Origin of the sequence: Kitasatospora sp. NPDC091257, assembly GCF_044757675.1 — a bacterium.
Classification (GTDB): domain Bacteria; phylum Actinomycetota; class Actinomycetes; order Streptomycetales; family Streptomycetaceae; genus Kitasatospora; species Kitasatospora lactacystinica.
In genome coordinates this window covers 1,357-16,252 of the sequence record NZ_JBIVVI010000051.1, presented here as the reverse complement: position 1 = coordinate 16,252, position 14,896 = coordinate 1,357, and the positions used below count along the sequence as shown (strand labels likewise).

Annotated in this window: 8 protein-coding genes and 1 pseudogene; 5 read left to right on the top strand and 4 right to left on the bottom strand. The window is 73.8% G+C overall.

Translation table 11 applies throughout. From position 1 onward, the window contains the following. The 3 genes from ACIQOV_RS04275 to ACIQOV_RS04265 form a co-directional block, all read right to left on the bottom strand. Positions 1-1,583: condensation domain-containing protein (locus ACIQOV_RS04275; RefSeq protein WP_401044713.1), on the bottom strand; the 1,583-nt coding region annotated here is incomplete at its 3' end. After that, positions 1,580-5,782 carry an amino acid adenylation domain-containing protein gene (locus ACIQOV_RS04270; RefSeq protein ID WP_401044711.1) on the bottom strand — a complete coding sequence of 1,401 codons (4,203 nt, stop codon included), beginning with the start codon at positions 5,780-5,782 and terminating at the stop codon, positions 1,580-1,582. The genes ACIQOV_RS04275 and ACIQOV_RS04270, both read right to left, overlap by 4 nt. After that, complete coding sequence (locus tag ACIQOV_RS04265) at positions 5,779-10,419, bottom strand: FkbM family methyltransferase (RefSeq protein WP_401044708.1); 4,641 nt, start codon at positions 10,417-10,419, stop codon at positions 5,779-5,781. Before ACIQOV_RS04265 ends, ACIQOV_RS04270 begins: the two co-directional genes overlap by 4 nt. 385 nt (positions 10,420-10,804) lie before the next feature. On the opposite strand from ACIQOV_RS04265, the gene ACIQOV_RS04260 reads away from it, so the two are divergent. The 4 genes from ACIQOV_RS04260 to ACIQOV_RS04245 all read left to right on the top strand — a co-directional run bounded on the left by ACIQOV_RS04260 (position 10,805) and on the right by ACIQOV_RS04245 (position 13,721). Then, positions 10,805-12,145: a transcriptional regulator gene (locus ACIQOV_RS04260; protein WP_401044706.1), complete on the top strand. Its 1,341-nt coding sequence runs from the start codon at positions 10,805-10,807 to the stop codon at positions 12,143-12,145. Positions 12,146-12,423: 278 nt separating this feature from the next. Then, positions 12,424-12,921 carry a hypothetical protein gene (locus ACIQOV_RS04255; RefSeq protein ID WP_401044704.1) on the top strand — a complete coding sequence of 166 codons (498 nt, stop codon included), beginning with the start codon at positions 12,424-12,426 and terminating at the stop codon, positions 12,919-12,921. Beyond that, the gene (locus ACIQOV_RS04250) at positions 12,918-13,499 is read left to right on the top strand and encodes a class I SAM-dependent methyltransferase (RefSeq protein WP_331768514.1); all 582 of its coding nucleotides are present in this window, start codon (positions 12,918-12,920) and stop codon (positions 13,497-13,499) included. Before ACIQOV_RS04255 ends, ACIQOV_RS04250 begins: the two co-directional genes overlap by 4 nt. A gap of 30 nt (positions 13,500-13,529) precedes the next feature. Beyond that, positions 13,530-13,721, top strand: a complete 192-nt coding sequence (locus tag ACIQOV_RS04245) for a hypothetical protein (protein ID WP_401044715.1) — start codon at positions 13,530-13,532, stop codon at positions 13,719-13,721. 2 nt (positions 13,722-13,723) lie between these two features. Here the strand turns inward: ACIQOV_RS04245 and ACIQOV_RS04240 are convergent. Next, positions 13,724-13,984, bottom strand: a pseudogene (locus tag ACIQOV_RS04240) (hypothetical protein); the annotation flags it as partial. A 479-nt stretch (positions 13,985-14,463) separates the two neighbouring features. Here ACIQOV_RS04240 and ACIQOV_RS04235 point away from each other — a divergent pair. After that, positions 14,464-14,896: hypothetical protein (locus ACIQOV_RS04235; protein WP_401044702.1), on the top strand; the 433-nt coding region annotated here is incomplete at its 3' end.

Below are 14,896 nucleotides of genomic sequence, written 5' to 3'. Positions count from 1 at the left end.
CGGGTGGCTAGCGCCCTGGGGGTGCCGGTGGTGAGCAGGTCGCCGAGGGTGAGGTCGACGCCGAGGGCGCTCCGTAGCCGGGTTGCGAGCCTCAGCGCCAGCAGTGAGTGTCCGCCCGTCGCGAGGAAGTCGTCGTCGGCGTGGACCGGCTGGCCGAGGACGTCGGCGAAGGCGTCGGCCAGCACCCGCACCAGCGGGTCGCCGTCGCCGGCCGCCCGGCCGGACGCCGGGAGGTCCGCCGTCGCGGGCGGGCGGGGCTGGAAGGGGGCGAGGCTGTGGGCGGCCGCGGTGAGGTCAGCGGCCGAGGGCGTCGCCCCATCAGCGAGCTTGCGCAGCATCGCGTGCAGGGCGTCCAGTGCGGTGCGTGCGTCGTCGTCGGCGGCGCAGGTGCGATCGTTGACCAGGCGCAGCCGCAGTCCGTCGAAGGTCTCGACGACCAGGGCGAGCGGGTGGCGGGTGCGTCCGCCCTCGGCCCGGATCCTCGCGGTTTCCAGCACCAGCCCGGACGCGGAGTCGTTGTCGTCGGTGTGCGGGTAGTTGGCGATCGACACCACGCTGTCGTAGAGCGTTCCGCCCGGCGCGAGGCCAGCCCAGGTGTACAGGTCCGCGGTGGAGCAGGCGCTGTTCGCCTCCGCCTCGGCCAGCAGGTCCTGGATGCCGCTCATCCAGCGGCCGGTGTCCCCCGCCGGGGCGGGCAGCCGGATCGGCACGGTCGTTGCGACGGGCCCGATCAGGTCGGCGACGCCGGGGAAGGCGCCGGTGCGGCCGGAGACGGTGACCCCGATGGCGATGTCGTCGCGGCCGCGCTGCCGGGCGGCGACCAGGCCCCAGCAGGAGATCAGCACGGCCGCCGCCGTGATGCCGTGCGCGCGGGCGAAGCCGTCCAGGGCCTCGGCGGTGGCCGCGTCCACGGCGAGGCGGTGCTGCCCATAGCGCTCCTGGTACGGGACCGGCGGGTGCTCGGCGACGGCGGGCAGCGGCTGGTAGCCGGCCAGGTGCCCGGCCCAGTACGCCTGTTGCCGGCTCCGGTCCTGGCCGGCGAGCCAGCGCGCGTACGCGCCGAACTCCGGCCGCCCGGGCGGGATGTGGCCGGCGTAGCGCTGCAGGAGTTCGTTGACGAGGGCGAGGTGCGACCAGCCGTCCAGCACGCCGTGGTGGTGGGTCCACACCAGGCTGTGCCGCTCACCGTCGAGGTGCTGGACGGCCAGGCGCAGCAGCGGAGGCCGCGTCAGGTCGAACGACCGGGCCCGCTCGGCGCGCAGCAGGTCCTCCAGGTCGGCCTGTCGGCGGGCGGTGTCGTGGCCGCGGCTGTCCACGACGCCGATCGTGCTTTCGCCCCGGGTAAGGACGACCTGCTGCGGGTCGGCGGCCAGGTGCCAGGCGAGGCCGGTCCGCAGGATCTCGTGGCCGTCGATCATCCCCGCGAGGGCGCGCTCCAGCCGGGCCATGTCGAGCGGCCCGGTCAGGGGGAGGACGGCCTGCTCGACGAACAGGGCGTCGCCGGGGGCGGCGAGCGTGGCGAGGAGGAAGCCCTGCTGTGCGGGGGTGGCTGGGTGGACTGCGGCGATCGTGCGGTCGGTCATGATCGTCCTCCCTCGAACGTGGCGGTGATCCGGCTCAGGTCGGCGGCCGAGAGCCCGGCCGGCCCGGCGGTGGTCTGCGGGCGGATGGTGAGCGTGGCGGCCGCGTGGCGGGCGAAGGCGTCGGCGAGCCGGGTGACGGTGGCGGCAGGGATGAACGCCTCGTCGAAGCGCCACCTGACCTCGACCGCGTCCGGCCCGGTCCACACGACGGCCTCCAGACCGAACAGCGGGTTCGCGGCGGCGTCCGGAAGGTCCGGCTCCTGGCCGGAGGGGAGGTCGCCGAGGTAGTTCAGCGCGATGGCGGGCAGCGCTCCGCTCCAGCCGTGGGGTTCCTCGACCTGGTGGTACAGGGCGGCGGCCAGCGCCGCCGGGTCGCCCGGCAGGTGCTGCTCGGCCCGCAGCGGCCGGACGTCGGTGAGCCAGCCCACGGCGGCCGCCAGGTCCAGCCCGGGACGGTCGCGGCCGTGGAGCTCGGCGCACAGCGCGGCCGGCAGGTCCGGGCGCACCTTGGCGAGCGCACCCAGCAGAGCAGCCCCCAGCACGGCGAGCGCCCAGCGCGGAGCGGCCTGCCGTGCATCGGCCAGGCGACGGCGGGCATCCGCGCCCAGCCGCGAGACGGCGGTGCGGCACGCGGCCGGGCCACCGGACCCGGGCCAGGAAGGGAAGAGTGTGGCGGGCCGACCGTCCTGGTCCCGCAGCCACGCCGCGTACCCGTCGCCACGCCGCTGCGCCGCCGCAGCCGGGCTCGCGTAGGCGTGCCACAGCTCCTGGTTCAGGCTCTGCAGGGAAACGACGTCGGCGACCAGGTGGTGGACGACCCACACGACGCGGTCCGCCTGGCCGGCGGCACGGACCAGGCACAGGCCCACCAGCCGGCCGGCGAGGTCGATCCCGTCCTCCACCCGCTCCAGGGCGACGGCGACAGCCGACTCGCGGGAGGCGTCCGGGACGCCGTCCAGGTCGAGGACGTGCACCGGCACCGGGCCGGGCTCGCCCAGCCGGGCCGTCCACCGGCCGCCGGTGCACGTGAACGACGTCCACAGCGCCTCGTGCCCGGCGACGGTCGCGGCGAGCGCCCGCTCGAGGCGCCCGGCGTCGACCGATGCGGGAGCCTCGGCGCTCCACCGCACGGTCCACCGCTCCGGCCGGGCCGACCCGCGCGCGAGGAAGCCGGCCTGGTTCGGCGTCAGCGGCACCGGTCCCGGCTCCACCGCGTCCCGCGCACCGGCCGGGCGCACGGCGGCCGCGATCCGGCGCAGGGTCCGCCGCTGAAGGATGTCGTGCACCGTCAGCTCCAGGCCCGCCCGCTGCGCCCGGCCGGCCAGCAGGACGGCCTTGATGGAGTCGCCGCCCTCGGCGAAGAAGTTGGCGTCCGGGCTGCTCGGCAGCTGGTCGAGGACCTCGCTCCACAGCGTGGCGACCACGGCGAGCTGCGGGTCGGCCGCGTCCAGCGCCTCCCCCGCCGCCGTGGGTGCGGGGCGTTCGGCCAGGGCCCGGCGGTCGACCTTGCCGTTGCGGCGCAGCGGCAGCCGGTCGAGGACCTCGTACCGGTCGGGGCGGGCGTAGAACGGCAGCCGGTCGGCCGCGAGCGCGGCAGCGGCCTCGGACAGGGCGGCCGGATCGGCGCCGGGGGCGGGGACGAGGAACGCGGCGAGCACCGGCGTGTCACGGGTGGCGGTGACGGCGGCCGCGGTGATGCCGGGATGGCTGGTCAGGACGGCCTCGATCTCGCCGGGTTCGATGCGGTAGCCGTGGATCTTGAGCTGGTCGTCGCCGCGGCCGAGCATCACCAGCTGCCCGCCGGGGCCGAGGACGGCGAGGTCGCCGGTCCGGTAGGAGCGGGCACCGGTGTGCGGGTCGGTGGTGAAGCGGGCGTCGGTCTCGGCGGGCCGGCCGAGGTAGCCGGCCGCGACACCGGGGCCGGTGACGACGAGTTCCCCGGCGGTGCCGGGCAGGGCGAGCCGGCCGTCCGGCGTGCGCAGCTCGATCGTCGTGGACCGGATCGGCGTGCCAATGGGCACCGGGCCGGCCGCCGGGTGCTCGCCCAGGCGCAGGGTGTGGGCGCAGCAGCCGACGGTGGCCTCGGTGGGCCCGTACTCGTTGGTGACGGGCAGGCCGGGCGCGTCCAGGAGGTCCAGGGTGGAGGCGGTCAGCTGCTCGCCGCCGACGACCAGGTGCCGGGTGGCCCGGGTGATCTGGTCGCCGGTCAGGAAGGTGGTGAGCAGGCGCAGGCCGCCGGGGGTGACCTTCAGCGGGCTCAGGTCGCGGGCCCGGGTGAGGGCGTCGGCCAGGTCTTTGGGCTCGTCGGAGGGCAGCAGGGTGACGGCCTGCCCGGTCAGCAGCGGCAGGAACAGGCTGGTGATGGTCATGTCGACGCTGATCGACGAGTGCGCGAGGGTGCCGCTGCCGTTCGCAGTGCCGTAGTGGTGCGAGGCCCAGCCGAGGTAGTTCATCAGCGCCGCGTGGGTGATGGGGACGCCCTTGGGCCGACCGGTCGAGCCGGAGGTGTAGATCACGTACACCTCCGTCTCCGGCCGGACCTCGGCCGGTTCGGGTCCGGCCGTCGGGGGGCCGGGCGGTAGCGCGTCGATCCGCAGCACGGGCGGGCGGCCGGTCGGCGGAAGCGCACCGTCGCCGTGAAGGTCGGTGACGAGCAGGCGCGGGCTGGCGTCGGCGAGCAGATCGGCCACCCTGCCGGTCGGCAGGACCGGGTCGATCGGCACGAACGCGGCGCCGCGGCGGGCGACGGCCAGCAGCACGGCCAGCAGCGGCACCCGGCGGCTCATGCACACGGCCACCCGGTCCCCGGCGGCCACGCCCCGGTCGGCCAGCATCCGGGCGAGCGCGTCGCTCGCGGTAGCCAGCTCGCGGTAGGTGACCTCCTGGTCGTCGTCGCGGGCGGCGCACGCGGCCGGGGTGAGCCCGGCTTGGGTGGTGAACGCCTCCACCAGGGTGGAGTGCACCGCCGTGCCGGTGTCCGGCCGGTCCGTGCCGGTGAGGCGGCTGCCGGAGGCGAGCGGGTCCAGGATCCGCCCGGCCGCGGCCTGGGCCGGGATGTCGAGGTGGTCCGGCAGGCCGGCGCACAGGGAGGCCAGCCAGGTGGCCAGGCGCCGGGCGCTCTCCTCGGTGACCGCTGCGCTGTCCGCGTCCAGGGCCAGGAGCAGCCGGCCGCCCGTGTGCAGGGAGTGCAGGTCGAGGCGGATGCGGTCGGTCGCGGCCCGCACCGCTTCGACGGTGACGTGCAGGCCCGGACCGAAGTCGAGCCCGGGCGCCTCCACGTGCCGGAACCCGACCGTGAACTCGCCGCCCGCCCGCTGATGGGTGAAGAAGTCCCCGAGCCGGGCGGCGAGCACGATCTCGCGGTGGCCGCTCCGGACTGCGTCCGCGAGCGATTCGGCGGCCTCCGGGCGCACCGGCACGGGGACGCAGCGGCCCAGCAGGCCGATCGTGTCCGGCAGCTGCTCCACCGCCCCGGGGACGAACACGCCCATCGCCACGTCCTCGCCGGGCGCGATCCGGTGCAGCAGCAGCCGCCACACCGTCACCACCACGGCATCCACGCCAACCTGGAGGTTTCGGGCGAGACGGATAATCCAGTCTGCGGTCGCATCGTCCAGCGGCACGGGAAGGTGCAGGCGCGGGCCGGGCAGGGCGGTGCGCATCACCAGGGTGCGGGCCAGGTCCTCGGCCGCCGTGTCCAGTCGGAGGCTCTGCCAGTGCTCGCGGCCGGCGGTGGCGTCCGGGTCGGTGAGCAGGCCGGCGAGGAAGTCGTCGACCGTCCGCGGGTCCGGGCCGCCCGCCCCGGCCGTGGCCCCGCTCCGGTAGCCGGCGGCGATGGCGGCTGCGGCACGCAGCAGGCCGGTCGTGTCCACCGAGCCGAGCGCCGGGCTCAGGCAGAGGGTGTGGCTGCCGTCGGCGAGGCGGGCGAGCCTCACCGGCGGCTGCGCCCCGACGGAGGAGGCGAGGTGGCGGCGCAGCGCGGGGTGCTCGCGCAGGATGTGTTCGGCGGCTGCGCGGAGGCGGTCAGTGTCCAGTGGCCCGGTCAGCCGCAGTTCGAGGAGCGGTGTGCTGAAGGCGGCTTCGGGGTGGGCGGCCAGGTGGTGGTGCTGCGGTGCGGATGGTGCGACGGCCGGGCCGTCGGTGGCGTCGATCTGCCACACGGTGGTGGCGGTGGCGGGTCGGGGGTTGGTGGTGGTCACCGGGATTCGTCGTCCTCTCGCAGATGGGCCATTCGGGCGCGAATCAGGTCGTGCACGGTGGCGGTGCCGGGCCGTAGGAGGTCCCGCAGCCGCTGCAGGGGCAGTTCGGGCAGGGTGCAGAGCGCGGCCAGGACGAGCGGGTACGCCTCGGCCAGCCACGGCGGATCCACGGGGTGGTGGGCGTGGGCGTCGAAGCGCAGCAGTGCGCTGGCGCCGTCGGCGTGCTCCTGGACGTCGAGCATCAGCGGGCACGGCACCGGCCACAGTGCCGGTTCGCTGCCCGTCACGGTGCAGCCGGGCAGGTGCAGCGGGTGCGTGGCGGGCGGCTGGAGGGTGAAGAGCGTGTCGTACAGCGCGCCGGCGCCGTCGGCGATCAGCCCGTAGGGCACCTCGGCGTGGCTCAGCGCCTTTGCTGCGACCGCGATGGCCGCCTCCAGGTGCCTGCCGGTGGTGGCGGACCAGTCGACGCGGGCCGGGACGGGGACGAGGTTGGCGAAGAAGCCGACCGTGGCGGCGAACGCCTCCTGGCCGCGGCCTGCGACCGGGCAGCCCGTGACAACCGCGTCCGTGCCGGCTGCGGCCGCGAGCAGGACCTGCCAGGCGGCGAGGTGGACGGCGACCGGGATGGCGGACCGGCTCCGGGCGGCGGACCGGACCGCGGCCACCAGGTCGGCGTCCAGGGTGAAGCGAAGGTGGCGCGGCTCGGTGGGCAGGCCGGAGGGGGTGCTCCAGGGGCGGGCGGCCGCCCGGTTGAGCGCGGCGCGCACCGCGGCCGTGCCCTGATCGAACGCGCCGCTCTCGTTCCGCTGGGCGGCCGCGGCACTGTACTGGGCGAACGTCGCACCGCCCGCAGTGCCGGCCAAGGCCTGCGGGTCGGCGTACACAGCGCCCAGGTCGCGCTGGAGGACGTCGACGGACCAGCCGTCGGCGGCGCTGTGATGCAGCATCAGCAGCAGCTCGTGGTCGTCGGGGCCCAGCCGCAGCACGGCCGCGCGCAGCAGCACGTCTCTGCCGACGTCGAACGCCGTCTGGAAGAACCGGCGGGCCAGCAGGTCCGACCGGTCGGCCCGCTCGGTGGGCAGCAGGCTCGACACGTCGTGGACCTCGATGTCGACGCCCTCGGCGGTCAGCCGCCGCTGCACCAGCGTCCCGCCGTCGTCGACCAGCACGGTGCGCAGAGCCGGGTGGCGGGAGACGACCGCAGCCAGCGCCGACCGCAGCCGGCCGAGATCAAGCGGACCGACGATCCGGTACGCCAGCGGGATGACCTGGGCATTTCCGCGACCTCCGACCGTCTCCGCCGCCCAGATGCGCTGCTGCCCGAGCGACGCCGGCCCGGCCTCTGCGTCCGCCGGCAGCTCGATGGCCGACCTCCTCGCGGCGCCCGCCTGCCGGGCCGCCCCGCGGACCGTCGGGTGCGCCAGGAGCTCGTGGACCGCCAGGTCCACCCCGTGGCGGCGAAGGCGCGCGCAGATCACGGCGGCGGTCAGCGAGTCGCCGCCCATGGTGAACAGGTCGTCGTGGACGCCGATCGGCGCGACCTTCAGCGTCTCCTCCCACACCGCTGCGATCAGGCGCTCCGTCTCGGTCTCGGGCGCGACGTAGGGCGTGGTGGACGCCATCTCGCCGGGGCGCTGGTAGGCATCGGCGGCCAGCGCGGCGGCCTGCTGCGAGACGGGCCAGCGCACCCTCGACACCTCACCGGCGGCCCGGCCCTGACCGGCCACCGGGGTGGCGGCAGTCCGCGGCGCGGTGACCAGCCGCCAGTCCAGGGCCGCAGCGGCCGCAGCGGCCACGAGATCGGACGTGCCCGGGAGTCCGAAGCGGGCCTGGGCTGCGGCGGCGAACTCCAGGGCCGGCCGGTTGCGCGGCCCCGTCGTACCGGTGAGCGCGATGCCGTCCAGGCAGAGAGCGCCGGCCCGCTCGGCCAGCTCCCGCAGGACGCACCACTCGACGCTGCGTCCCAGCGCGCGGCAGCTGACGAAGAAGTCCTTCACCCGCAGTACCCGGCCGTCGGCCTCGGCCGACACGAAGCCGACGAGCCCGTAGTCGCCGAAGCGGTCGCGCACCCGGACCGAGAGCGCCACCCCGGCACCGGCCAGGACCTGACGGACCGTTCCGGGCGTGTGGCGGCGCAGCGCCAGGTTGAACTGAGTGGTGCGGGCCGCGAGCTGCGCGATCCGCTCCACCTCCTCTTCCTGCGCGGGGAGCACCTCCACCCGCAGGTCCAGCTGCTCCAAATACTCGATGGTCGTCGCCGACTGCGCGGCAGCCCGCCGACGTCGGGCCTCCACCGCGATCAGGGCCCTCCTGGCGCGGTCCTCCGCGGTCCCGGTGCCCTCCAGCGCCAGCTGCCACGTCCCGCGCAGCGCGGCGGTGAACGCCTCCGGGCGGGCCGGCAGGTCGACGACCGTGATCCCCGGGTGCGCGAGGGCCACCTCGGCCCGCTCGGCCGCGCTGTCGTCGACGAAGACCAGCGACTCCACCGCGAAGCCGAGCTCCTCGGCGATCTCGCCGACGGCGACGGACTTCGCCCCCCAGCCCGCCCGGACCACCGTGAAGTCCCCCAGGGCCAGCGGCATGTCCGGGTGGGCGGCGAACACCGCCTCCACGTCGACCAGGTTGTTGCGCGAGCACAGGCACAGCACCCGCCCGGCCTCCAACTGCCCGCGCAGCGCCTCCTGCACCTGCCGGTAGGGTCCGGCGACGTCCACGTGCTCGGGTCCGACCTCCCCGCACACCCCGCCCCACAGCGTGTTGTCGCCGTCCACGACCACGGCCTTGGCCACCGGCCGCTGATCGGCGGTCATCCGACGCAGCACCGCCTCCGCCCACGCCAGCAGCACGTCCCGCTCCCCGGCCACGCCCGCTGCTCCCGCAGGCGGCGGATCGACCCAGGTCAGGCCGCAGGCCTCCACGACCTGACGGGCGGTCCGCGTCTCGGCGGGCATCGCGCCGGGCGGCGCCGTCACGAACAGCGGCAGGGCCGACGTCTGCGCCCAGCGTTCGGCCACAGCGATCTGGCGCTCCATCCACGGGGCCTCGGCGCGCGAGACATCGGGCCGAAGGCCGTACAGCATGAAGATCTCGGAGCCGGCGAACAGCGGGTCCTGGTCGACGACCGTCTCGAAGCCCCGACCCTGGAGGAGGTCGCGAAGCCTGTCGACCCGGCCGTCCAAGTCGTGGACCTCGGCGACAACCTGGCCGATGAGGGGCCAGTGCTCGTCGTCGATGCCGGCGAGGACGTCCTCCTCCGCGCGCTCGGCGTCGACCTTCAGGAGGTCGATCCGGCCCACGGTGCTGCCGCGGATCCAGTCCGACAGCCGGATCACCGGGACCTCGAGCTCCTGCCGGTCAGCCGTCCGCGCCCGGGCCGTCGGCTCCAAGGCCTCGGCGGCGACCGCCCGCAGCTCGGCCGTGAGATCGGGAAGCGCCTCGGCCTGGTGACGGGCGTACTGCCCCACGATCTGCTGGTCGCCCTGGGCGTCGGCGTAGAAGCCGGACTGCAGCGACGACTGCGGGTAGAAGGTGAGCGCACGGACGCCGGCACTCGCTCCGACGGCAGCGCAGCTCACCGTGCCGGTGACCCCGTACAGGCGCATGTTCGCCTCCAGGGCCCGGGCCACCACGGGGACGGGCTCGAAGGCGTGCACGATGACCTTGTCCGCCTGCGCGGCGGCGAACAGCGCGAACATCCCGATGTTGGCGCCGACGTCGACAACGATGTCGCCGTCGTACAGCCGCACCCCGTGCCGCAGGTACTGGTTGCGGGTGACGATCTCGTCGTAGAGCTCGCGCGTTTCGTTCGCGTTCACCTCCACGACCGGGCGGCCGTCCGGCAGCGCCCCCAAATCCGCCTCCAGCCCGTCCGTGCCGCCCGGGCGCTCCCCGGGCCTCGACTGCGGGAGGCTATCGAGCCCCTGCTGGAGGACGACGAGGTTCGCTCCCCACGCCGCCGGTTGGAAGTACCCGTTGGCAGGCACCGGTGCCTGGGTATCCTCGGCCTCGACGCGGTGCACCTCGACGGGCAGCCCGACGGCGTGGCCCCAGCCGCGCAGGGCCGCGGTCAGATCCGAGGAACCCGCGCCTCCGAGCACCCGGACCTCGAAGGCCAACGGCCTTATGCAGTTCGCGGCCTGCTCCGCTGTCAGGTCGGGTTCGGCAGCCAGGGCGTGCGACACGGTCTCGACCCGTTCGGCGAGCGCCCGCAGGACGCCTTCGTCGGCGGCGCAGGACAGGGAACTGAAGGTCCACGCCCATCCCTTCGGGACGGTGCGCACAGAGCAGGCGAGAAAGGCCAGCGGCGCGAGCGAAACCGGGCCGGACGCCGAGAAGTCGAAGGCCGGGAGGGCAGCGGACTCAACAAGGTGCTGAAGGGACGCCAGCCCACCGGATTCGGCGGTGACCGACACCGGCGGGCCGGACATCCACTGTGTGGAGAGCTGACGGATCGAGGCCCGCGGAAGCACCTGGAGGGCCTCGACCCGCAAGGGGTCACCGGCCTGCGTCGTCCCGCACGCGACCCGCAGATCCCGGCCGCCGGTGCAGACCGCCAGGACGACCGCGAACACCGTCCGCGCTAGCAGGCCCGCCTCGCAGCCATCCGCCGCGCCTGCGTACCCGGCAGGCGAACGCATGACGGAGGAATACGTCACCCGAGTCGGCCCCGCGCCGGGGGCCGCGAGAACCGGGTTCGACCGCAGCCGCCCGGGGCCGGTCCGTTCTGTCCATGGAGATGCCATTCTTCCCCCTATCGATGTGCGCTTCCCGAACCCCACGTCCCCTTCGGACCCATCCGGCGGCCGGGACGTCACGGCCGAAGCCGCACCGGCAGCGTGCTGCAGCTGCACCGGTTGGCCGCTCTCAAGGAAACCCGCCGGCTGAAGGAGGCAGGAAGAGCGCCGGCGTCATCTCGCGTGGCCTCGCGGTCATCCAGCGGTCATCCACCCCGCGAAGGGACTCCCGCGAACGGCTCCGCCCGGAGACACTTGGACAGCCGGTCCAGCAACGGAGGGAGCACCGTTGAGCGAAGTCGGGGATCGACTCGACTACCTCGTCGCACACCACGGGGGAAAGGCAGAAGCCTTACTGAAACGGATCGCGTCACGCCATCAACGCCTGGGCTTCGGCAACCTGGCGGCCAACAAGCAGAAGCTCCACCGCTGGAAGACCGGGACCCAGCCGGACAGACACACCCAACTCGCGCTCGCCCATCTCCTGAACGTCCCCCGACACGACGTTGTGGACCTCGGCTGGCCGACGTGGCTGAATCGCGCAGTTCCCGAAGCACTGCTCGCACCGCACCGCGCGACCCCAACCGCGCTGAAGGCCCCACGAAAGGCCGGTGAAACCGTGGAACGCCGCCGCTTCATGATCTCCGCCGCCGCTGGCGGCATGGCCCTCGCTCTCGCACCCGTCGCCCCGGCCACAGCCAGCACCGGCCAACGCGTCGGCGACGACCTCGCCACCCTCCACGAACAGCGCCTGATCGCCCTACGACACCTCGACGACAAGGTCGGCTCGGGCCACGTCTACAACGCCGCCGTCAACGAATTCGACATGATCGCGGAAGCACTGCGGACCACGTCCTACAACGAGGCCACTGGTCAGCGTCTGCTCGCCGCCGCGGCCGACGCACAACGGGCGGCCGGCTGGACCGCGTACGACAGCGGGTACCCGGACCGCGCCGAGGAGCACTTCGCGGACGCGGCCGAGGACGCCCTTACTTCCGGGGATTCGGAGGTCCTGGCCACGACCCTCTCCTTCTGGGCGATCAAGTTGTACTCGACCGGCTCCCCTCAGGAGGCCGCTTCCCTGCTGGAAGCCGCGAAGGCCCCCGGTCGTACGACCGGATCTGCCCGGATGCTCGCGATGCTCCACGCCCGGGCTTGTCGGGCCCACGCGCGCGCGGGTGACCGGCGGGCATCCGACCGGGAAGCGAACGCGGCCCTGGACGCCTATACTCATGCCATCCCGCTCGCCGAGGACCTGCCGTCGCTGTACTGGGTGAACCTCGGAGAGATCTACCAACTCCTCGGCAGCTCAGCGCTGAACCTCGGGCATCCCGGCCGCGCGCTGGACCACTTTCAGCAGGCCGCCGCCGTGGGCTTCGCCGAGCTCCAGGAGAACTACGACGGAGACTCCTTCCCCCGCGGAGCCGCGATCTACGAAGCGCGCGCTGCCGAAGCACACCTCGAACTCGATGCTGTCGAACAGGCCGTAGCCGTGGCTCACCTCGCCGTCGAGCATATGGGCGGCGTGAACTCCGCCCGCGGCAGCACCGCCCTAGCCGATCTCAGAACGAAGCTGCGGGCGCATCGGAACGTCCCTGACGTCAGAGATTTCCTTGACTTCACCGCCTGAGCGGCACGCCGTTCACCAGTCGCCGCGCTGCAGTTTCCTCCTGATGGGGTAATTCCCACCGAGCCGCCCACCATCGCGTCCAGCTGGCACTAGGGTGGCCGAGTGAGCTCACAAGTGCTCGTGAGGGAAGGGGCGTTGAGTCCGGAACGGATTGCTCCGATCGGGCGCGGGATGGAGACGGCCTGCACGGCCTGGAGCTCAAGGCCCGCACCACCGAAGGGCTGCACCAGAACCTGCCCGCTACCGGGCCAGCCGCGCTCGAAGCCCCGCTCCGCACCGTGATCGCCGCCCTGTCCATCATGGGCGTCGGAGGCGCCGGCGGCGTGGCCGGTGCGCTGCTCGCGCCCAGGAGCGTCGCCCGGATCGGCATCGGTCCCACGGGCTTCGCAGTCAGCCCTCTCGCCCAGGTGCCGCTGCTGTGCGCCGGTCACGGCCTGCGGTGGCAGATAGTCCTGGCGGCCACGCTGGCGGTGCAGCTGTTCTGGGCGACGGCGGCGGGGACCAGCCAGCGGTCCCTGCGCCAGGCCGTATGCAATCCGGCCTTCCAGGGCCGGATGCAGTCGGCCAGCACCACGCTCACCGCCGGGGTCCGCCCGCTTGCCGCCGTCACCGCCGGCGGCCTGGTCGTCCTTGTCGACGTCCGGGCCACCCTCGCTGTCGGCGCACTCCTCCAAGTCGTCCCCGTCGTCCTGCTGCTGGCCTCGCCCATCCGCGTGCTGCGGAAGATCCCCGCCCGCGCGGCCGTGCTATCCGCCCGTGAAGGAGCCGCTTCATGACCACCACGTCCACTGCGGCCGCGACCTACTGGGAGCCTCTCTGGTCCCAGGGCCGCCGTTACCGGCAGCTCGACGACGCCGAGAACCGGCTGCTCGAACACCGTCTCGGCACCGGCCGTGACCGCCCGGCCCTCGACATCGGTTGCGGTGACGGCTCGCTCGCCCGGCGCCTCGCCGACCTCGGCTACCGCACGACCGGTATCGACTGTTCCACCAGTGCCATCGCGCTCGCCGCGGCCCAGGGCCCAGAGCCGGGCCGGGTTCCGGTCTGGCAGTGCATGGACTTCACCACCGACGACCTCCGCGCCATGCCGGAGCCGGCGTATGCGGTCATCACCTGCCGCCTCGTCTACCGGTGGATCGACGACAAGGCCGCCTTCCTCAACCGCGTCCGCCACCTCCTCTCCCCGGGCGGGACCTTCTGGGTCGTCACCGAGATCGTCGGCCGTCGCCCCGCCACCGACCCCTTGCATCACCTCGGTATCACCCCGGCCCAGGCCGAACTCCTCACCGCAGGCTGGTCCGCCGTCCACACCGCCGACCTCGACGTCCTGCACTGCTACGCCCTGCGCCCTTGACCCCCGCCCCGCGATCTGATGGAGGACCCGGTGACCACCGAGCAGGACACCGTCGCGACCTGGAACACCTACGGAAACCACCAACTCGCGCGAGGACTCGAGCTGCCCGGGCTGGACCGGTGGGACTGGGGCGTCCCCGGCCCCGGCCCAGGCATGAGGTCTTCGGCGTGGAATTGCGTCGGGACCACCCTTGTCCCGTCGTACTCCGGGGTCACGGTGTAGTGGACGACCACGCCGAGCTCATTGTTCAGCACCTTCCGGACTTCATCCTCGTAGCTGCCCATGTTCCTGGTGTGGTGAGGCGGCGATCCCCCCATGTTCGTGGAGTTCGCCGTACGGGAGCACGTGGCGAGGTTGTCGTAGCTGGTGCCCGAGCCACCGAGCGAACCGGCCAACAGGTGGCAGGCGTTGCGCCATCTCTTGGCGGGCCGGTCGCCGAGGTTGGACGCGTATATCGCCGCCCAGGTGTATGCGGGTGGAGCCACCGTCTTGGTGTCGGGTGCGGTTCCCTTGTTGTTGTCGATGAAGTCCTTGGTGAGGCACGCCTCCGCGCCTTGGGCACGGCCGGAGCGGTCGACGGGCAGGTACGTGCGCCATCCGCCACCGAAACCGCTCCGGCAGTCGGCGGGATCGGAATTGGAATCGGGGGACGGCGGGTTCGCGGGGCCGGGCTGTGACAGGCTCGGTGCTTCCTCGACGGACGTGACCTCGTCGACGACGCGCGCTCGCCGGCCTGGTAGACAACGAGCCCGCCGGATGCCAGCACCTCCGGTGCCGGGGCCGGGAGGGCGGCGGTCCCGGGCGGTCGCACCCGCACCGCCGTGTAGTGCCCGTTGGGCTTGCGGACCAGACCGTCGTAGGTGACGGCCGGGTTGCCGAGCGCCGCCGCCTGCGCGGCCGGGAGCCGCCGGACGGCGTCGGGTGTCAAGTACGCCGTGCCCGGGCGCGCGTCGACGGTGGTGCCGTGCTGCTTCGCGTACTGCGTCAGCGCGGCGGCCCGGGGCTGGCGGTAGGGGCTGTCGCCGGTGTCCTCGTCCTGGCCGGCCGACCGGTTGCCGGCTTGCGGGGCCGGAGCGGGCGCGTCCCCGCCCTGGTTCATGGCGGCCGCCGGGTTCGACGGGACGGAGACGAAGCTCTGGATCGCCTGCGCCATCTGCGCGAGCAGTTGCCGGCCCCGGGACTGGAGCTGCTGTTCCTTCGTCTTGAGATTGGCGGCCTTCGTGTCGTTGGCCTTGGAGGCGGCGTCGAGCTGGGAGGACCTGGCGTCGACCTGGGAGGCCTCCTGCCGGATCTGGCTCTCCTCGCCCTGGATCTTGTCCTCCACGGCGTTCTCCTGGTTTTTCTTGGCCTCCAGTTGGCGCGCGTCCGCGTCGTAGGCGGCGGCCGCGTCCGCCTCC